The 19,345-nt window shown below is 37.0% G+C and carries 21 protein-coding genes; 6 read left to right on the top strand and 15 right to left on the bottom strand.

The window, feature by feature from the left end:
• Positions 1–157 precede the first annotated feature (157 nt).
• On the top strand, positions 158–472 hold the full coding sequence (locus IGJ41_RS02545; RefSeq protein ID WP_002355547.1) for a DUF1827 family protein: 315 nt from the start codon (positions 158–160) through the stop codon (positions 470–472).
• Positions 473–514: 42 nt separating this feature from the next.
• Here the strand turns inward: IGJ41_RS02545 and IGJ41_RS02540 are convergent, their stop codons facing one another.
• The 6 genes from IGJ41_RS02540 to IGJ41_RS02515 form a co-directional block, all read right to left on the bottom strand.
• Positions 515–1,585 (bottom strand): hypothetical protein, encoded by a 1,071-nt coding sequence (locus tag IGJ41_RS02540; RefSeq protein WP_010774506.1) that lies wholly within the window; start codon positions 1,583–1,585, stop codon positions 515–517.
• Positions 1,586–1,651: 66 nt separating this feature from the next.
• Positions 1,652–2,299 carry a DUF421 domain-containing protein gene (locus IGJ41_RS02535; protein ID WP_002355545.1) on the bottom strand — a complete coding sequence of 216 codons (648 nt, stop codon included), beginning with the start codon at positions 2,297–2,299 and terminating at the stop codon, positions 1,652–1,654.
• A gap of 15 nt (positions 2,300–2,314) precedes the next feature.
• Positions 2,315–2,758, bottom strand: coding sequence for a DUF3290 domain-containing protein (locus IGJ41_RS02530; RefSeq protein ID WP_002355544.1), 444 nt, complete (start codon positions 2,756–2,758; stop codon positions 2,315–2,317).
• A gap of 174 nt (positions 2,759–2,932) precedes the next feature.
• Positions 2,933–4,507 carry a peptide chain release factor 3 gene (locus IGJ41_RS02525; RefSeq protein WP_002355543.1) on the bottom strand — a complete coding sequence of 525 codons (1,575 nt, stop codon included), beginning with the start codon at positions 4,505–4,507 and terminating at the stop codon, positions 2,933–2,935.
• Between the two features lie 173 nt (positions 4,508–4,680).
• The gene (locus tag IGJ41_RS02520; RefSeq protein ID WP_002363168.1) at positions 4,681–6,060 is read right to left on the bottom strand and encodes a hemolysin family protein; all 1,380 of its coding nucleotides are present in this window, start codon (positions 6,058–6,060) and stop codon (positions 4,681–4,683) included.
• A 174-nt stretch (positions 6,061–6,234) separates the two neighbouring features.
• Entirely contained in the window at positions 6,235–7,449 is a 1,215-nt protein-coding gene (locus IGJ41_RS02515; protein WP_002384914.1) for an AI-2E family transporter, read from the bottom strand.
• Between the two features lie 75 nt (positions 7,450–7,524).
• Here IGJ41_RS02515 and IGJ41_RS02510 point away from each other — a divergent pair, with 75 nt between their 5' ends.
• On the top strand, positions 7,525–7,956 hold the full coding sequence (locus tag IGJ41_RS02510) for a GNAT family N-acetyltransferase (protein ID WP_002355539.1): 432 nt from the start codon (positions 7,525–7,527) through the stop codon (positions 7,954–7,956).
• An 87-nt stretch (positions 7,957–8,043) separates the two neighbouring features.
• Here the strand turns inward: IGJ41_RS02510 and bph are convergent, their stop codons facing one another.
• The 5 genes from bph to pfkB form a co-directional block, all read right to left on the bottom strand.
• The gene (gene bph / locus IGJ41_RS02505; protein ID WP_002355538.1) at positions 8,044–8,577 is read right to left on the bottom strand and encodes a biofilm phosphatase Bph; all 534 of its coding nucleotides are present in this window, start codon (positions 8,575–8,577) and stop codon (positions 8,044–8,046) included.
• A 188-nt stretch (positions 8,578–8,765) separates the two neighbouring features.
• Positions 8,766–9,743, bottom strand: a complete 978-nt coding sequence (lacD, locus tag IGJ41_RS02500; protein ID WP_010774505.1) for a tagatose-bisphosphate aldolase — start codon at positions 9,741–9,743, stop codon at positions 8,766–8,768.
• Positions 9,740–10,201: a fructose PTS transporter subunit IIA gene (locus IGJ41_RS02495; RefSeq protein WP_002358680.1), complete on the bottom strand. Its 462-nt coding sequence runs from the start codon at positions 10,199–10,201 to the stop codon at positions 9,740–9,742. Before IGJ41_RS02495 ends, lacD begins: the two co-directional genes overlap by 4 nt.
• A gap of 26 nt (positions 10,202–10,227) precedes the next feature.
• The gene (locus tag IGJ41_RS02490) at positions 10,228–11,646 is read right to left on the bottom strand and encodes a PTS fructose transporter subunit IIC (protein ID WP_438713813.1); all 1,419 of its coding nucleotides are present in this window, start codon (positions 11,644–11,646) and stop codon (positions 10,228–10,230) included.
• 4 nt (positions 11,647–11,650) lie between these two features.
• On the bottom strand, positions 11,651–12,577 hold the full coding sequence (pfkB, locus tag IGJ41_RS02485; RefSeq protein WP_002361246.1) for a 1-phosphofructokinase: 927 nt from the start codon (positions 12,575–12,577) through the stop codon (positions 11,651–11,653).
• Positions 12,578–12,755: 178 nt separating this feature from the next.
• Here pfkB and IGJ41_RS02480 point away from each other — a divergent pair, with 178 nt between their 5' ends.
• Complete coding sequence (locus tag IGJ41_RS02480; protein ID WP_002363162.1) at positions 12,756–13,502, top strand: MurR/RpiR family transcriptional regulator; 747 nt, start codon at positions 12,756–12,758, stop codon at positions 13,500–13,502.
• 59 nt (positions 13,503–13,561) lie between these two features.
• Here the strand turns inward: IGJ41_RS02480 and trmB are convergent, their stop codons facing one another.
• The 4 genes from trmB to IGJ41_RS02460 all read right to left on the bottom strand — a co-directional run bounded on the left by trmB (position 13,562) and on the right by IGJ41_RS02460 (position 17,137).
• Complete coding sequence (gene trmB / locus IGJ41_RS02475; protein WP_002355532.1) at positions 13,562–14,206, bottom strand: tRNA (guanosine(46)-N7)-methyltransferase TrmB; 645 nt, start codon at positions 14,204–14,206, stop codon at positions 13,562–13,564.
• 72 nt (positions 14,207–14,278) lie between these two features.
• Entirely contained in the window at positions 14,279–15,058 is a 780-nt protein-coding gene (locus IGJ41_RS02470) for a phosphotransferase family protein (RefSeq protein WP_002355531.1), read from the bottom strand.
• Between the two features lie 128 nt (positions 15,059–15,186).
• Positions 15,187–16,398, bottom strand: coding sequence for an ABC transporter permease (locus IGJ41_RS02465; protein WP_002364818.1), 1,212 nt, complete (start codon positions 16,396–16,398; stop codon positions 15,187–15,189).
• Between the two features lies 1 nt (position 16,399).
• Positions 16,400–17,137, bottom strand: a complete 738-nt coding sequence (locus IGJ41_RS02460; protein WP_002363160.1) for an ABC transporter ATP-binding protein — start codon at positions 17,135–17,137, stop codon at positions 16,400–16,402.
• Positions 17,138–17,352: 215 nt separating this feature from the next.
• On the opposite strand from IGJ41_RS02460, the gene IGJ41_RS02455 reads away from it, so the two are divergent.
• From IGJ41_RS02455 to IGJ41_RS02445, 3 genes are all read left to right on the top strand, one after another.
• Entirely contained in the window at positions 17,353–17,778 is a 426-nt protein-coding gene (locus tag IGJ41_RS02455; RefSeq protein ID WP_002355527.1) for an HIT family protein, read from the top strand.
• On the top strand, positions 17,779–18,123 hold the full coding sequence (locus IGJ41_RS02450) for a YtxH domain-containing protein (protein ID WP_002355526.1): 345 nt from the start codon (positions 17,779–17,781) through the stop codon (positions 18,121–18,123). It begins immediately after the preceding gene.
• Between the two features lie 163 nt (positions 18,124–18,286).
• Positions 18,287–19,315 carry a peptidylprolyl isomerase gene (locus tag IGJ41_RS02445; protein WP_104855782.1) on the top strand — a complete coding sequence of 343 codons (1,029 nt, stop codon included), beginning with the start codon at positions 18,287–18,289 and terminating at the stop codon, positions 19,313–19,315.
• Positions 19,316–19,345: the final 30 nt, after the last annotated feature.

The raw sequence follows: 19,345 nt of genomic DNA, 5'->3' as shown, positions 1-19,345 counted from the left end.
TTTTTTTATGCTTTTCACTTTTTATTTTCATCAAAAAAAACTATAATAGAAGAAAGATATTCGTATACTTGTTCCTCATAGAAAAAATTCAATCTGGAACTCCTGTACATAATTGGAAACGCTCTTTTGCAGCACACAACTATAATGAGGTGATAAAATGAAATTAGTGAATGTGACCAATAGCTACAAACAATTAGTAAATAAACAATTGGAAAACACGGATGCTTACTTTGTAAAAGTCTACTCAGCAGGAAACACGACCGCTGTCTATTCAGAAGCAGCTCACCATGTGGAAGTTCTGATTATGAATAAAAATCGTCGCATTCGTCCGACAGAAGTAAAAGAAATTTTAGCAAAACTGTTAAAACGATTACCTAAAGAGGCTTATGACCCAGATGAAATTTCTATCATTGAGTTAAACCATGTGACCGAAGTGTCTGTTCCATTAAAAGTTTCCCTCATGGAAAACTAAAAAAAACTGCCGAAGTTTCCCCACTTTGGCAGTTTTTTTAATTTATTGTGACGTTATTTTTTTTACAAGCCTTTGATAATTTTCCGACCAGGCTTCCTCATTTGTCGGACTGACTAATTTATTTTCCTCGATTGCTTTTTTTCTTAAGTCATCTACTTCTTTTTTGAAATTTTCCCCCGATTTTTGAGCATAATCTTTAGAAAAATATTTTGATTGGCGAGAATAAGCCTTCAGTTTTGCGTCTTTAATCTCTTCTTCTGTATCTGCAAAATATTCATCATAACGAAGATCGGTTATTTTCCCTGAATCTTTTAACGTAATAACAGTTAAACGTCCAGAAATCCCCTTCCCAAAATCTTCTGTTAGACTTGTATAATGTTCTTTTGAAGGTTCTTTGATTTCCTTGGCTAAAGCCCTAGCAGCAGGAAGATAGCCATTATTAGCGCTATTGGATTGACCTTTGGCTGTCTGGAATGCGCCATCTAGGCGATTTTCAGTAACCATTTGATTTTCTAGAAAAGTCATCGTATTAACAACGGTCACTAACGATTGATCAGTTCGGGCGTTGTTCGCTTGAAAATTTGCATAGCCGGATAAACGTTTTGTCACTCCTGCCCATTCTTCAGAATAATAGTTTTTAGGTCCACGTTCATCAAATTCCACTAACTGAATTTGTTGATCCTTAACAACGACATCAATTAAAGCCGTATAGCCGCCATCAAACACGACTTCATGATGATAATAATCCCCTTGAACTTCTCCGATTTCTGGACGACCTGACCAATACATCTTCTGGGCTTTTTCTTCTGGACTAATTCCTGATTGTCCATTATTAGCTTCTACTGTAGCGCCAGAAACAGCATCAACTTCAAAGGTATGTCCATTACGCTCATAACTCACTTTGGCAGCACTCTCCTTCGGTTGATCATTCGTGTTTGTCTGCTCCTCCTGCTTTACAGAAGTGGCATTAGTAGCTGCCGAGGCACCACTCGTTACTTGGACTGCTTCTGATTCAGTACTTTCTTTCATTTTTTCAGTTCGTTGATCTGGTTGGCACCCCATTAAAATAATCATTGAACAAAATAACCCGACAACTATCTTTTTAGTTTTCATTTTTCCTCCTTTTAAAACTCATTGAATTACCATTTAATTTTAATATAAGTAGAATGAAAAGTATAGCTAAGAAATCGTTTTTTCTTCATACGGCGATAAACTTAACTGTCCAGATAAATACTCACCTAAATAGATTTCCTGTAATCTTTGGAATCCTTGTTCTTGGATTTGCGTTAATAGCCAGTGCTCATCTTTTTTGATTAACTCTAGGACATCCATGTTGGCTTGACCGTCCACAATAATCGGATAACGAATACTTTCATCGCCATATTCGACGATTGTTAATTGACCATTTTGTTCTAAAACCGCCCGTTTAACAAGCTGGACTTCATAAATACCATTTGCTCGTAATTTAAACATTAGATCATTTGCAGAAATACCATTTTTCAAACATTCCTTCACCACAACCTGTCCATCCTTGATTAAAGTAATGGGTTTACCATCCACAATTTGCTTCACATAGCGATTGTGTTCTTTTGCAAATTTTAAAATTAAGACTAATAATGTCCACAAAATTAACACTAATACAAATTGGAGCACCGTAATTGAATCATTATAAATAACACCACCAATAATGCCCCCCAATACATAGTTTTGCACTTGGTCCATAGCCGATGTGGGCGCCAAATTGCCTTTTCCCATCAAATTAATTTGGACAATTAAACAAATAATACCTAAAGCAAATTTAATAATAATTGGACTATAAAACTGCATTAATTTTCCCTCACTTTACTTTATGATTTCAATCGTTGGTGTTAATAAATACGTTTCTTGTAATGTATAAGACTGCTGATCCGTACTTAAACTCATTTTATAAAAGACTTCGTCAATTTTAACTATGGTTCCGTCAGCCAATTGTGTACCATTGACATAAACTTTTTCTGGAGAAACCTTTTTTTCCTGTGCCACTTGTTCGACAAAATGTACCATTTGTGAAGATTGTGAATGCTGATTTTGGTTCAGTTGATAATTGGAATATTGAACCCCTAAAACAAATAATAATGATAAAAAAATAATAATACTTAATTCACGATATTTCGTTTGAATTTGATGTCGCACATAAAAACTAAACACAATGACTAGCCCGATTAACAAAGCAAAAATAAAAAAATACTTTAAGTAATCATTTAAATTAGATTGGCTTTTTAAATACTCGATGCCATAAAAATTCATGTTCTTGTCCACTCCTTGATAGGTTCGTTATAGTAAGTATTCTATCTCAAAAAAAACAATCACGCCTGCTTTAATACCTTATAACAAGAAAAGCTCAGCGCAATCATCTTGAGAATGACTGCGCCGAGCTTCAATCTTCTAAAGATTCAGCTACTGATTGATTACAAATTAATTTTACATCAAACTTTTCAGTTCAACATCTGGATATTTATCCGCAAACCAGCGTTCCGCAAATTGGTTTTCAAATAAGAACAATGGTTGATCGAAACGGTCCCGTGCCAAAATGTTTCGGCTAGAGCTCATGCGTTCATCTAAATCTTCTGGATTAATCCAGCGGGCAATTTTAGAACCCATTGGCGTCATTACCACTTCAGCATTGTATTCATTAGACATTCGGTATTGGAAAACTTCAAACTGCAATTGACCTACGGCGCCAATGATATATTCTTCCGTTAAATATGTTTTGTATAATTGAATGGCTCCTTCTTGAACCAGTTGGTAAATTCCTTTATGGAAAGATTTTTGTTTCATTACGTTTTTGGCAGTCACTTTCATGAATAATTCAGGGGTAAATGACGGCAACTCTTCGTATTGAACATTCATTTTCCCTTCATACAAAGTATCGCCAATTTGGTAATTTCCTGTGTCATACACGCCGATAATATCGCCTGCAACAGCTTCTGTGACGTTTTCGCGGGCATCCGCCATAAATTGCGTCACGTTACTTAATTTGACTTTTTTGCCTGTTCTACCTAAAGTCACGTCCATGCCTCTCTCAAAAACACCTGAACAAATTCGAACAAAGGCAATTCGATCACGATGGGCTGGGTTCATATTCGCTTGAATTTTAAAGACAAAGCCTGAAAATTCTTTTTCATAAGGACTTACTTCGCCACCCTCTTCTGTTTTATGCGCATGTGGCGCAGGCGCAAATTGTAAGAAGGTTTCTAAAAATGTTTGAACCCCAAAGTTTGTCAAAGCAGAACCGAAGAAGACTGGCGTTTGATCACCACGAGCGATTTTTTCCTCGCTAAATTCATCGCCTGCTTCTACCAATAACTCAACATCTTCCAACACTTGTTGATAAACGCTGTTATTGTGCAATGGTAAATCGCTTGGGATATCGCCATCTTTTAAAGGAATAAAACGCTCCCCGCCATTATTTTCTGGACGATATAATTCCACACGTTCATTATAAATATCGTATAGACCTTCTAGGCCTTTTCCCATACCAATTGGCCAGTTCATTGGATAAGATTCAATATCCAATAGTTCTTCCAATTCTTCTAAAAGTTCCAATGGTTCCCGTCCGTCACGGTCCAATTTGTTAATAAAAGTAAAAATTGGAATACCACGTTTTTTAACAACTTGGAAAAGTTTTTTCGTTTGTGCTTCAATCCCTTTGGCACTATCAATAACCATCACAGCACTATCCACGGCCATTAAGGTCCGATACGTATCCTCTGAGAAATCCTCATGCCCTGGGGTGTCCAAGATATTAATCCGTTTGTCTTGATAGTCAAATTGCATCACAGAACTCGTTACCGAAATTCCCCGTTGTTTTTCAATTTCCATCCAGTCAGATTTGGCAAAGTTCCCTGTTTTTTTCCCTTTGACTGTTCCAGCTTGGCGGATGGCGCCCCCAAATAATAATAATTGTTCAGTAATCGTTGTTTTCCCAGCATCCGGATGGGAAATAATCGCAAACGTACGGCGACTATCGACTGCTTCTTTTTGATTGATCGTCATAAAAATCTCCTTATCACTTGTGATGTTTATTTATTTATTTTCTTCAGCATAATTTTTGATTAACCTTTGCTAGTATATCATGTCAAGCCTTGAGAATAAAGAGCTGCTGTTGGCTGTTTTTTAAAAGGAAAACCTGCGACATTAGTCAAAACGACTGATGTCACAGGTTATTTTTAACGTCTTGGTTCGTCATCTTCCATTTCTTTACGGAAAAAACGACGATTTTCTTCTGGTTCTTCATCGACAGTTTCTTCATCGTAGAAATGAACGCGTAAGACTAGCAAACGTGTGCCTTCCATTTCTTCAGCAGTTAACTTAATATTGCCCACTTCAAAAGAAGGTTTTTCCCCTTCATCAGGAATGGTTCCTAATGCTGTAATTAAGTAACCTGCCATTGTATCAACATCGCTCATGTGTAAATCTGTTTCAAATACTTCATTAAATTCGTCAATTAACATGCGTCCTTGAACCAAATATTCATTGTCGGCCACTTGTGTATATAAATTTTCTACTTCATCTGTTTCATCGTCAATTTCACCAACGATTTCTTCTAGTAAATCTTCCAGTGTTGCTAAACCGACAACACCGCCATATTCATCTAGTAAAATCGCCATTTGGTTTTGTGTTCGTTTTAACTCATAAAGTAAATCATCAATAAAAATGGTTTCTGGGACAAATAATGGTTCTTGGATAATCGCGCCTAATTCAATGTTTTCAAAGCCTAAATTACGTGCAGCTTTTAGTAACGTTTTGGTATGTAAAATACCAACAATTTTATCTTTGTCTTCACTATAAACAGGAATCCGAGAATAATTTTCTCCTAAAATTAAATTGATGTTTTCTTGGACATCATCTTGGATGTCAACCATGAATGCGTCTGTCCGAGGAACCATTACTTCTCGTGCCACTTTTGTATCTAATGAAAAGACACCTTGTAGCATTTCTAGTTCTTCGTTTTCCAAAACACCTTCTGTTTCAAGCATGTAGCGCATTTCATCTCGTGTCATCTTCGAATCGGCATCATCGAAAGTCATTGGTGTGATTTTGGATAATAAATCGGTCGAAGCCGATAGCAACCAAACGAAGGGACGCGCGATAACTCCTAAAAAGCGGACTGCACCAGAAGTCAATTGAGCGACTTCTTCTGATTTATTCATAGCAATTCGTTTAGGGTATAATTCACCAAATACAATAGAAACGTACGTTAACAATGCTAAGATAATGATACTGGCAAGACTCTTAGCTGCGGCGCCGCCACCTAATACAGGGGCCAAACGACTAGATAAAGTCTCTGCTAATGAAGCACCAGATAGGATATTAACCAAAGTAATCCCTACTTGGATTGTGGATAAAAAGTTATTGGGGTCTTGCAATACCTTAAGCAATTTTTGAGCTTTTGCGTCGCCGTCTTCCGCTTTTTGTTCCACACGATTCTTGTTAACAGATACGACTGCAATTTCCGCCGCTGCCAAAAAGGCATTGATAAACGTCAACACGACTAATAATAGAAGTTGCGCAATTAGCGACTGACTCTCAGGGTCAGCATTATTCATAATGTTCTCTCTCTCCTTAATTGTTGATAATTCCGAGGCTGTACTTTCGTACTCTTTTAACGTTCTTCCTCTTTTTATGGTTAGGCTTAGAAACAGACACAATCAGTATTATGACAGGTTATTTTCTATCCTAATCCATAAAATCATAGCACGAAAGATTAGCGGATTCAATCATTAACCGTTATTTTCTTTCGTATTTGTTTCATTCCCTAAAAGAACGGCATTGGTAACTTTTTCACTACGACCCGCTTTGACCATATCAATAACATAGTAGATAATGGTCCGGCAGATTGCGTAAAATGGGACACCGAGGAAAATACCTAGCAAACCTGCTAAATTTCCTGCTACCAATAAAATTAAAATAATCGTTAATGGATGGATTTTTAGAGATTTTCCGATAACGTTTGGATAAATAATATTTCCGTCCAATTGTTGAACCACTAGCACCACTAAACAACATAAGGCTGCTTTGACGGGTTCATTAAAGATGGTCACTAAGACAGCAGGCGCTAATCCTAGATAAGGTCCTAGATAGGGAATCAAATTCGTAAAGCCGGCAATGACACCAAATAAAAAGGCATAACGAACACCAAGCAATGAATACCCAATAATCGTAAATGTACCGACAAATAAACATTCAATCGCTTGTCCACTAATATAACTGGATAAGGTTTGGTTCAATTGTCCTAAAAGATCCACGATATCATCTTTTCTTTTTTCAGGTAAAAAACGTTGAATCGCTGGTACTAGCTTGTCTCCATCTTTTAACATATAAAATAAAATAAATGGCGCAGTGACCAAAACAATGGTGGTTGACGCCACCGTTGATACGATTGAACCTAAGCTACTTGATAAACTACTTAAAAATTGTTGGATAATATTTGCATAAGAAATATCCATTTTTTCAATATAGCTTGTTAAATCAATTTGTTTAAAAATAGGTAACTCCGCAATCTCATAAATCCAGGTCTCCACTTGTTTAAAGAAATCCGGCATACTTGATGCTAAACTAGCTAGCTGATCTGCTAACTTAGGGATAATTGTTAATAAGATCAGAACTAATGCGATGATTAGTAATAAAAATACCAGTAAGACGGCATAAATTCGTTTCATTTTCGTCTTCATTAGTAGATTGACCACAGGATTTAGTAAATAATACAAAAAGCCTGCTACTAAGACTGGGGCAAACAACGTTGAAAAGAATGTCCCAATCGGTGCAAATAAGAAATTAATTTTCGAAGCAATAAATAATAGCATGGCCACGACAAGTAATTCAACTGACCAGAAAAATAATTTCGATTCTTTAAATCGATTAATCACAGCGGCTCCTCCTTTATTTTTATTCAATTGTTGCTGTTTTATTTTATCACACCTTCCCCCCTCAGTCATTGAGAATACTTCATTGCTAGAACTTTTTCGTGGTATAATAAAATAGAAACAGATTCTGAACTTGGGGGTTTTTCTATGCATGTAGCTCAAACAAAAGATACCATGAGTGATCTTTATTTAGATGCTGTCCGGCTTCGTCAACGCGTATTCGTAGCGGAACAAGGGGTACCAGAAGAGATGGAAATCGATGAATATGAAGCACATTGTATTCACTTTGTTTTGTACACGAACCATGTAGCTGTCGCAACTTGTCGCTTGCTTCCGCTAGAAAATGGCGTTATGAAATTACAACGAATGGCCGTTGAAAAAGCTTACCGTGGCGCCGACTATGGACGAGTGATTATGGAAGCGGCGGAAAATTTTGCCAAAGAACAAGGCTACCACAAGATTACTCTAGGAGCACAAGTCACCGCTGTAGGCTTCTATGAACGTTTAGGTTATCAAAAAACAGGAGCACCTTTTATGGATGCTGGCATTGAACACTACGAAATGAATAAAGAACTATAACATCAATTAAATCGGAAAATTTAGAGCTTGGAGCATTAGCCATTTTGGCTAATGCTCCAAGCTCCTTTTGTGGGCTGTTTACATCGGCTATTTTTTTGATAGCTGTTGATAACGTTGATACCAGATATCTACATATTCGGGCGAGAAGGGGCCTTTTTCGTTATTAATCCAATCCACTAAAGTCTTGACATTTTCTTTTAAAATGAAGTCAATATCTTCTGGATAATCCATTAGTTTGCTATGAAATTCATATTCATCAACGTCTAGTAAACGTTTTTCACCATCTGGAAAAACCTTGATATCTAAATCATAATCAATATACTTCAACGCTTCGTCATCTAAAACATATGGCGAAGCCAGATTGCAGTAATACGAAACCCCCTTTTCTCTAATCATTGCTATTATATTGAACCAATATTTCTTGTGAAAATAAACAATGGCTGGTTCACGAGTCACCCACCGACGTCCGTCGGATTCCGTTACTAACGTGTGATCGTTCACACCAATTAAAGAATACTCGCTCGTTTTTAGTACCATCGTATCACGCCACGTTCGATGTAAATGTCCGTCATGTTTATAACTCTGAATGGTTACAAACTCGCCTTCTTTAGGAATTCCCATAATACCCCAACTTTCCCCAAATAAAGTAAAGCAATGTTACTTTTTGGGTGTTCATACATCGATATCGAAATAATTATATCATATCTTTTGAGTTTGCGTACATTGAGTTCACTTAAAGAAGACGATTTCTGAAAAAATTTAATTCAGATGACCAAATAGTTTAAATTCAGTATATATTTTCAGCTTAATTACTGTATTTTTTCAAAGACTGATACTGCGCTCTCTCTTAAAACCTGATTCAATTCTTCAACATTTGTTTTACCAGTTGTTTCAAGCCACGCAACGGCTGCTTCAGAACCTTGTTGAACAAATGGAAGCACGCCGTCTGCCCAAGTTGCGCGACCACATAAGACTCCATTAAACGAGGAACCTGCTTTTTTTGCAAATTTCAATGTTTCCTGAAACATCGTAGCACTAACCCCTGCACTCAAGAAAATAAATGGAAGTTGTGTTGCTTCACTTTGCATTTTGAAAAAGGCCTGCGCTTCATCTTGGCTATAAAGACTTTCAGTGCCAAAACCTTCTACAAAATTCATGTTCACAGGGACTTCTACTTTTAAAACATCAACATTATAGCGATCCTTTGAAAATTCTTTCATCGCTTCAATTACTTTGTGCGGTTTTACTTTAGCGTATTCTTTTGAAGCACTATCCGAATTGTTTGCATCATAAGAGACAATTTCTAAAAAGAATGGAATTTCTTCGGCTAAACATTCTGAACCAATCCGTTCTATATAAGCTTTCTTTCGTTCATTGATTGCTTCACTTTCGTCAACATCGTAGTAAAGTAAAAATTTACACGCGTCTGCGCCCGCTTCTTTTAAACGCTTAACCGACCAAACATCAAGACTATCGGGTAACCGTCCTGGTGTCGAAGCATCGTAGCCCGTTTTTTCATACGCAAGTAACAAACCTGAAGTCTGTGCTCGATTTTCAGCAGCAGCTAGGCCATATTCTGGATCCAGCAAAATTGCTGAAGTCTCTGGTGTTAAGCAACGAGATACTAATACTTTAAAGTCACTGATTTCTTGAGCAGTCACCTCTTTGTATTTTCCCATCATGCGTTTTAAGGCCCCACGTTGATCAATGGCTAGTGCTCCAATAATCCCTTGATCATCTACCAGATTTTCTAAATGTTTACGTTTTTGTTCACTAATTTTTTTCATTCTGTTCCCTCTCCTAATTGATTATTTAGTAACGTAGCAATTTCAGCTGGCGAACTTGCTTGTTTCAGTCCAGAAGTAACTTCTTCTCTTAATAGGAGGCGCGCAACGGAAGAGAGTAATTTCAAATGTGTCGTGCCAGCTTCGGCATCTGGAATAAACAGCGCAATCACAAACTCCGTTAATTGGTTGTCAAGGCTCTGCCACTCAACACCTTGGTCCAAGGTAACGATGATAATGGCCGCTTGTTGAATCGTTGCTGCTTTTGCATGAGGTATCGCAAATCCATTCATCATCCCCGTTGTTCCTTCTTGTTCTCGCTCGTTCAGTTTATCGAAAACTTCCTGTGCGTCCTGAGCAACTTCCAATTCTGTTGATTTTTTTGCTAAAAAGTGAAAAACATCCTCTTGCGTTTGTAACTGTTGATTTAAAAAAATATGATTTTCTTTAATAAAAGCCATTCCATCCACTCCTAATTCCTGTTATTTCATTTTTTTGATAACGATTGCTCTTGTTTGGCGATTCTACTTTTTTGTACAAAACCTAGCAATAAGCCACCTACCAATGAACCAGCTAAAATTGCCAAAACCCATTGAACAGCGTGAGTAACAACCGGTAAAACAAGAAATCCTCCATGAGGTGCTGGCACTTGTACCCCAAACATATACGTTAGGACTGCCGCAATTGAAGATCCGAGCATCATAATTGGTAAAACCTTCAAGGGGTCTTTTGCCGCAAACGGAATAGCGCCTTCTGTAATATGTGTGGAGCCTAAAATAAAGTTCACTAGCCCCGCATTGCGTTCATTTGTGTCAAAGTATTTTCCAAAGAATAATGTAGCAAAGCCTGTAATTAAAGGTGGCGCTATGCAGGCAGCAGAAACTCCTGCCATAAAAGAAGTATTTCCTTGAGCTAAGAGTGCCGTCCCAGTAACATAGGCCGCTTTATTAACTGGACCTCCCATATCAAAGGCACACATACAACCCACAATAATTCCTAAAACCAACGGACTGGAGTTTTGGAAACTAGCTAAAAAGCTCATCATTCCTTCGTTAACAGCTTTCATCGGATCTGCTAGTAAAGACATAGTGATACCAATAACTGCAACGCCAATGACTGGATAAAGGAAAATTACTTTTAAACCATCTAATGATTTAGGCAAACCTTTAAATACTCTCTGTAATAAAAGAATGAAATACCCAGCAAGGAAACCAGATAATATCCCTCCTAAAAAGCCAGTACCACCAGTGTTAGCAATCAAACCACCGACAAAGCCCACAACCAAACCAGGTCGTTTGGCAATCCCCTCTGCGATATACGCAGATAAGATTGGCACCATCATGCCCATTGAGGCATCACCAATACTTTTTAACATAGCAGCGGTAGCATTATACTGACTACTTTCTGGATCAAATGAATAAATGCCCCAAATAGCAAAAGAAAGAGCAATTAAAACGCCGCCTGCTACTACAAACGGCAACATGTGAGAAACGCCATTCATTAAGTTTTTATAAATACTATGTCCAACATTTCCTGAAGAAATTTGTGTCTCCTGTTCAAGTTCGTCCACTGCTTGGTTTTCGGCCGCAATCGATCCTTTTCCTGCGAGCGCTTCTTCAATTAAGCGATCTGCTTCTTTAATCCCCACACTGACAGGGACATCAATAATTCGTTTCCCAGCAAAACGTTCTGCTTGAACGTCTTTGTCGGCGGCAATAATGACTGCCTCCGCTCCTTGGATTTCTGCAGGTGTTAACTCGTTTTCTATGCCAATCTGACCATGTGTTTCAACCTTAATCGTAATACCTTTACGTTTCGCAGCTTGTTCCAATGCCTCCTGTGCCATATACGTGTGCGCTATTCCCGTCGGACAACCTGTAGCAGCTATTAATTGATACGTAGCCATCTGTTTATTCCTCCTCTTGAATCTTTATTTGTTGCTCTAACTCCTGAACATCTGAAAAATCTGTCAATCCTTTGCGAAATGCTGTTGAACTACCTGCTGCAATACTTCTTTTTAAATTTTTTTCCAATGAAAGTCCTTGATGCCAGCCAGCTAAAAAGGTACCTAACATTGCATCCCCTGAACAAGCTGTATTCACAACCATTCCAGTTGGTGAATTACCTGAAAGAACCTTTTCATTGTTCATAAATAAAGCCCCTTCACTACCTAAAGAAAGTAAAATATTTTTGGCTCCCCGCTTCAGTAATTCTTGTCCGTAAAAAATGTAATCGTCCTTAGTCTGCACTTCTGTATGAAACCATTCTTGAAGTTCTTCTTCATTTGGTTTCAATAAAAATGGTTGATAAGACAAACAATCTAAAATTTCTTCATAACTACTGTCTAAAATTAAGAACACCTGCTTTTCAAAACAAATTCGGCTAATTTCAATCAAAATACTTGGTGAAACCCCTTGTGGTAAACTTCCTGATACGCACAAATAATCCCCTTTACGTAACTCTGAAATTTTTTTCAAAAAACGTTGTACATGTTCTTCAGATAATTTGGGTCCCTTATTGACTAATTTGTATTCCTTTTGATCTTGGATAACTTTTGTAAACACATTAATTCTCGTTGTGCCAGCGACTTCGATAAAATCAGTGGTTATCTCTTTTTCTTTTAAATAATCCTCGACATAGTTCCCAGTGAAACCAGCTTTGACTCCCAAAGCGGTATTATCAATCCCTAACATCTTTAAAATTAGGGAAACATTGACTCCTTTCCCGTTTGCTTGAATATCATCTTCCTTCGTGCGATTCACGACAAAAGGAACTAGCTCTTCTGTTTCGATAAATAAATCAATGGCTAAATTTAATGTACATGTATAAATAGTCACTGTAGTTCCTCCTTTCTCCTCTTTATTATGTCTCAAAATACCATGTAAAGGTTTTCATTCTTTCGCAAAAATATAGAAAACATTTACAATTTCATAATTTCTCTAGCTTTTTTATTTTTTTTCATTAAAAATAGGCTTATAAATGTTTTTTTAGTGAAAGAAAGAAGGGCTGGTCATTATGGAACAAAAATTGAGTGAGTCAGAGCAATATCTCTGGCATTTTATCGAAACACATATTTTAGAAATCCCTGATTATTCCATTGTAAAATTAAGCGAACGAGCCAACGTATCAACTGCGACGATTGTAAGAACCATGAAAAAGAAAGGCTATGAAGGTTTCACATCCTTCAAGCATCACTTGAAAGATAAAGAAAACCAAAATATAAATTTTTCAGCATTAGAAAAAGTAGACCGAGGAATTCGGACGGCCATTTTAAAGAATGAAGAAGAAGTAACTCGCACGATTAACATGATTGAAATTGGTAATATCGAAGATGCGATCCAAAAAATCAAAGCTTCTCGACGGATTATTATCTTTGCTAGAGGTTTTTCAGAATTAATTGCTCAGGAAATGATGGTTAAGTTTCAATTGGCTGGCAAATACTGTGAACTGCATACGGACCCAGAAATTATTAAAAATATTAGTAAAAAGTTATCAAAAAAAGATGTGGCTCTTTTTGTTTCTTTAAACGGAGAAACCCAAGAATTAGTTGTCGCTGGTAAAAACTGTTACGACTCAGAAATTGGGACTATCCTTTTAACTGCAAGCAAACACTCTAGTTTAATGAAATACATTGAAATTCCGTTCGTAGGCTTCAAATCAGAAGGCTCCTTTTTCCCCGATTATGAAGTGCGTTCACGGTTACCATTATCCATTCTGGCAAGAATTTTATTGGACGCCTATGCTTTAAGAACGACAACTTAGGCTTTCTTAAATAATAAAAAACAAGCATTCCTTCACTTAAAATAAAGGAATGCTTGTTTTTATTTTGCAACAAAACGTGCTTCTACTCGATAAATTCGTTGACCACGACTAGAAAATTTTTCTTCGTATTCTGTCATAATGTTGCCTTCAAACTCGCTATTATGCAAATCTAGCCATACACGTTCAATAATCATGCCATATTTAGAAAAGCTACTTAATGAGTATTCGAAGAGCCCTTGATTATCCGTTTTAAAATGAATTTCTCCATTTGGTTTTAAGATAATTTCATCTGTCGCTAAAAAGTTTTTATACGTTAAACGACGTTTTTCATGTTTTTTCTTTGGCCAAGGATCTGAAAAATTTAAATAGATTAAATCTACTTCATTTTCAGCAAAATATTCTGTTAATGCTTCGCCGTCTACTCGCAATAACTGTAGATTAGGTAACGGCTCGGCCACTAGCTTATCTAATGCAATCGATAAAATACTTAATTGCATATCGATACCAATATAATTAATTTCAGGATGTGCTTTAGCCATTTCATAAATAAAACGACCTTTACCTGAACCAATTTCAATGTGGATGGGATGATTATTGCCAAAACGTTCTTGCCATTTCCCTTGCCATTTTTCAGGACCTTCTACCACATATTGTGGATATTTTGCCATATATTCTGCTGCTCCGGGTCTATTTCTTACACGCATCTTTAAAATTCCTTTCTTTTAAAAACAGACTGGTGAAATTCGCCAGCCTGTGTGGATGTTAAATGAATTAGTTTAACTACTAAACATTCGTTTTAATTGTAAAATTTCTGCAGTCATTGCTCTTCTTTCGCCCTCTTGGTGATGACGAACAATCTCTTGTAAAAAGCTAAATAAACCATACCAATAAATTCGTTGAACCGTACTTTCATTCGGGATTAAACCATAAGATAGTAACCATTGATTCCAACCGGAACGAGGGACATAATGACTCAAAATCATTCCTAAATCTACCGCTGGGTCCGCGACCATCACAGAATCCCAATCTACTAAATAGAGATAATTATTCGAGACTAACCAATTCCGATGATTCACATCGCCGTGGACAGCTACATAACTAGTTTCTGGATATTCTGGTAAATGATTATATAAATAAGTGATTACTTCTTTTAAATAACTGTTTCGTTTTAATTCTTTAGGTAGTTGACGCTTATACTCTTTCAACATTGTTAGCGGGGTACAAACTTCGCCACCAATTTTTTTCAACATGTCTTTCAGCAAATTGGAATGATGCAATTGGTATAACACGTCAATCACGTCATTGCGTTTGCCAATTTCGTCCGCATGTAACAAACGTCCTTCCAGCCATTCTTGGGCTGTTAGTACGTCGCCATTCGCTGTCCGCTTTGTCCAAATCATCTTCGGGGCTAACCCTTCTTTAGACAATGCTGCAAGAAGTGGAGAAGTGTTTCGTTTAATGAACACTTTCTCTGTTTCTTTTATTCCCATGTATGTTTGACCAGTTGCGCCCTTTATCGGCTGCAGACGCCAGTCTTTATCCAACTGAAATTCCATGGAAATTATCTCCTATCTCAACACAATTTTATTGCAATTTTTACAGCAATTACCATTTTAGTCGCCAAACCTTGCTTCGTCAAGCTTCTATGTGGTTCTTTTGTAAATTTTGCTAGGTTTTCTCATCTTTATAACTTATTCAAGCGCATTGGAACATACATTTTAGTGAAAATCACAACTTCTACAATTAAGGCACCCAGAATGATCAAGCTATTTTGCAAACTGCCTAAACGAAGGCAGACAATCCCACCAAAAATAATGGCCGCAACAGATAATGCGCCGCTAATTAACCGGCGAATCGCTGCTTGTTTTTTTTCTATTGAAATTGGATATAGCTGTGTCATCACCATATAATCAAATTGCGTGTACATGGGAATCAACTGGAACCCGATTAAATAGACAAACAATAAAGCAACTACCAACGCAATCCAGAATTCTTGTAAAAAGAAGAGTAGCACGCCACCAACCAAAATCAAACGAAACAATAAGCCGCTATATTCGCTACCTCGTAAAAAGCTCCGAATGAATAAGTAAGCATACGTGTTCTCAGATGTTTTTTTGACTACTCCGAGGAGAGGATCTAAGTATTTACGGCGTTTCACTGTACTACTCACTTCAGGAATATCTGTAAACAGCTGAATGAATTTATAAATTCTATGCATTCTGTTTTGTTCTTTTTGGATCATTTTTTCCCAATCCAAGAAACTCTGTTTCATCTTATTTTGCCAAATACTCGATAAACAAACGGCCAGAATGATGCCACCAATCACACCAACCCAAGGCGTCCAGTAAATAGCTCCCGTCATAATCAAGAGACTACTGATCAACCAAACAAACCACCAACTACGGTAAGTGGTTGACGAAAGATGATAGAGCCCATAGTTTTGTAAACTAAGATGTGTATAAATCATACAAACTAGCATGACCAAAAATAAAAAGAAGGTTTGAAACGACCAACCTGTTGTGACTACAATCAACGGCATCAATAGGCCACTTCCTAGAAAGCTGACCACAATCGGTAAAAGTAAAGAGTAGCGCAGCGCTCGTTTCAGATAAGCAGCGAATTGTTTTTCTTTTGGTAATAAAAACACCTTGTCTGGCTCTTCTGTCAAAGTGGCCAACTTACCAACTTGAATAAGTAGCAGCCAGCCCAACAGAATTAACGGTCTGCCCCAAACAAAATCACGAGGTAATTCTTTTAACAACTGGGAATAGTACAGACCTAATCCGCCTAATAAAAACATACAGACTAAAACAAAATGATCATTTAAAATATAGCGCAAGTACTTGGACATTTTTTTGAAATGCCGTGACAAACGTTGACTAAAAAATTCGCCCATGTTACCCCACCTTTTCTTCCTTCGTCAAGGCAAGATAAATATCATCTAAAGAAGACTCTGGTAAATTAAATTCTGCACGTAATTCAGCCATTGTACCGTTTGCCCGTAATTTCCCTTCGTGTAGCACCACAAAACGATCACAATATTTTTCAGCTGTTGCTAAAATATGCGTGGACATTAAAATCGCTGCCCCTTGCTTACGCATCGTATCCATTAATTCTAATAAAGCATGAATTGCTAAAGGATCTAAGCCTAGAAAAGGTTCATCAATAATATATAAACTCGGTTCAATTAAGAATGCACAAAGTACCATAACTTTTTGTTTCATGCCTTTTGAAAAATTAGCAGGAAACCATTCCAATTTATTGTCTAAACGGAACGTTTTTAGTAATGGTTCTGCTCGTTTGAACGCTTCTTCTAATGGAATATCATAAGCCAAGGCCGTTACTTCGATATGCTCTTTCAATGTTAATTCTTCATATAAAGAAGGTGTTTCCGGAATATACCCGATTTTTTTACGATATTCTTCAGGGGCTTGTTGCAATGTTTCCCCGTCAATCATAATTTTGCCTTTTTGCGGCGTAAGTAACCCAATAATATTTTTGATGGTGGTACTTTTCCCCGCACCATTCAAGCCGATTAAACCAACCATTTCACCAGACTTGACGTCAAAATTAATATCTTTTAAGACAGGAATATGGCCGTAACCTCCTGTTAAATGTTCAATTGTTAAGCTCATTTCTTTTGCCTCCAACCTTTTCTCTCTACCATTATTAAACCCTAAGCGAACCAAGAATTCAAAAATTACTCCCTTAATTAAATGGATTTTTTTCTTTCTCTTATTATACACGAAATGAAACGAACTTTTTAGCGAACTCACGTACTTTTTCATCCACAGAGAAATCAACTTGTGGTAAAGTAAAGGAAAGAACCTAGAGAAAAGAGGAATTTTTCATGAATGATTGTATTTTTTGTAAAATTATCAACGGCGAAATCCCAAGTTATAAAGTCTATGAAGACGAGAAAGTCTACGCGTTTTTAGACATTACACAAGTGACCAAAGGGCATACCTTAATGATTCCAAAACAACACGTTGCTGATATTTTTGAATATAATGACGTTTTAGCAAGCGACGTCTTTGCTCGTATTCCTAAAGTAGCACGAGCATTAGAAAAAGCTTTTCCAGAAATGGAAGGATTAAACATTTTAAATAACAATAAGGAAGTGGCTTATCAATCCGTTTTCCATTCCCACGTTCATTTGATTCCCCGTTATTCAAAAGAAGATGATTTCTCTATTCATTTTGGCAACCATCAAGAGGACTATTCCGCCGAAGCGATGCAAGAAATTGCTGAGACCATTGCAAAGCAGGTGAACTAAATGAAAAAATTTATTAAAGGTCTCTTTTTTGGCGCAGCTGCTGGTACCATTGGCGGCTTGTTGGCTGCTCCAAGAAGCGGGAAAGAAACACGCCAACATTTAATCAATGAGCTAGAGGACTATCGTTCACTAAAAAATCAAGTCACGAATGACTGGGATCAAGTGCAACGAAATTTGGCAGTTGTCGAAGAAAACGTTCCACTGGCAACTGAATTTTCAAAAGACCTGCAACAAGAAATCACTGATTTCAAATTCCAAGCGGAACCTCGGATTGCTCAAATTAAAGAACAAATTGCCAAAATCACGGCTGAATTACCTGACACACAAACCAACAAGCAAAAGTAAAGTCTTTTATGTTAATTATTTCTTTTGTTATTAAAAAAATAAAAAGTGTGACGTAAATACGAATTTTGTTTGAAACTATGCCTGAGACTCTTTCTTTTTCAAAATAAGGTATGGTATAGTTATAACAGAAATAAAACTAAAAAAAACAGGAGTGCATAAGAGAATGAAGAAAAAACTAATCTTAGCTGCAGCGGGCGCAATGGCCGTTTTTAGTTTAGCAGCGTGTTCAAGCGGTTCAAAAGATATCGCAACAATGAAAGGTTCAACAATTACTGTTGATGATTTTTATAACCAAATTAAAGAACAAAGTACGAGCCAACAAGCGTTTAGCCAAATGGTTATTTATAAAGTCTTTGATGAAAAATATGGCGACAAAGTAACTGATAAAGCCATTCAAAAGAAATTTGATGATGCTAAAAAACAAGTGGAAGCGCAAGGTGGAAAATTCTCTGATGCACTAACACAAGCTGGGTTAACTGAAAAATCATTCAAGAAGCAATTAAAACAAGCCGAAGCAATGCAAGTAGGTTTGAAAGATCATTTAAAAATTACAGATGAAGACTTAAAAACAGCTTGGGCAAGCTTCCATCCAGAAGTAGAAGCACAAATTATCCAAGTTGCTTCAGAAGATGATGCCAAAGCTGTCAAGAAAGAAATCACTGACGGCGGCGATTTCGCAAAAATTGCCAAAGACAAATCAACCGATGCTGCAACGAAAAAAGACGGCGGTAAAATTAAATTTGATTCACAATCAACAACTGTTCCTGCCGAAGTTAAAGAAGCTGCCTTCAAACTAAAAGATGGCGAAGTATCAGAACCAATTGCTGCAACAAACGCACAAACGTACCAAACAACTTACTATGTAGTGAAAATGACGAAAAACAAAGCAAAAGGCAATGACATGAAACCTTATGAAAAAGAGATCAAGAAAATTGCTGAAGAAACAAAATTAGCCGATCAAACATTTGTTTCGAAAGTCATTAGTGACGAATTAAAAGCGGCCAATGTGAAAATTAAAGATGATGCCTTCAAGAACGCTTTAGCAGGCTACATGCAAACTGAATCTTCAAGCGCTTCTTCAGAGAAAAAAGAATCAAAATCAAGTGATTCTAAAACAAGCGATACCAAAACAAGCGACTCTGAAAAAGCAACAGATTCTTCAAGCAAAACAACAGAATCTTCTTCTAAATAAGCATAAAAAAGAGAGTGGTCGATTGACCAC

This window comes from Enterococcus sp. DIV1537a (genome assembly GCF_051712085.1).
Lineage (GTDB): Bacteria > Bacillota > Bacilli > Lactobacillales > Enterococcaceae > Enterococcus > Enterococcus faecalis.
Note: the sequence above shows the minus strand (reverse complement) of the source record. Positions and strands in the feature narration are given on the sequence as shown.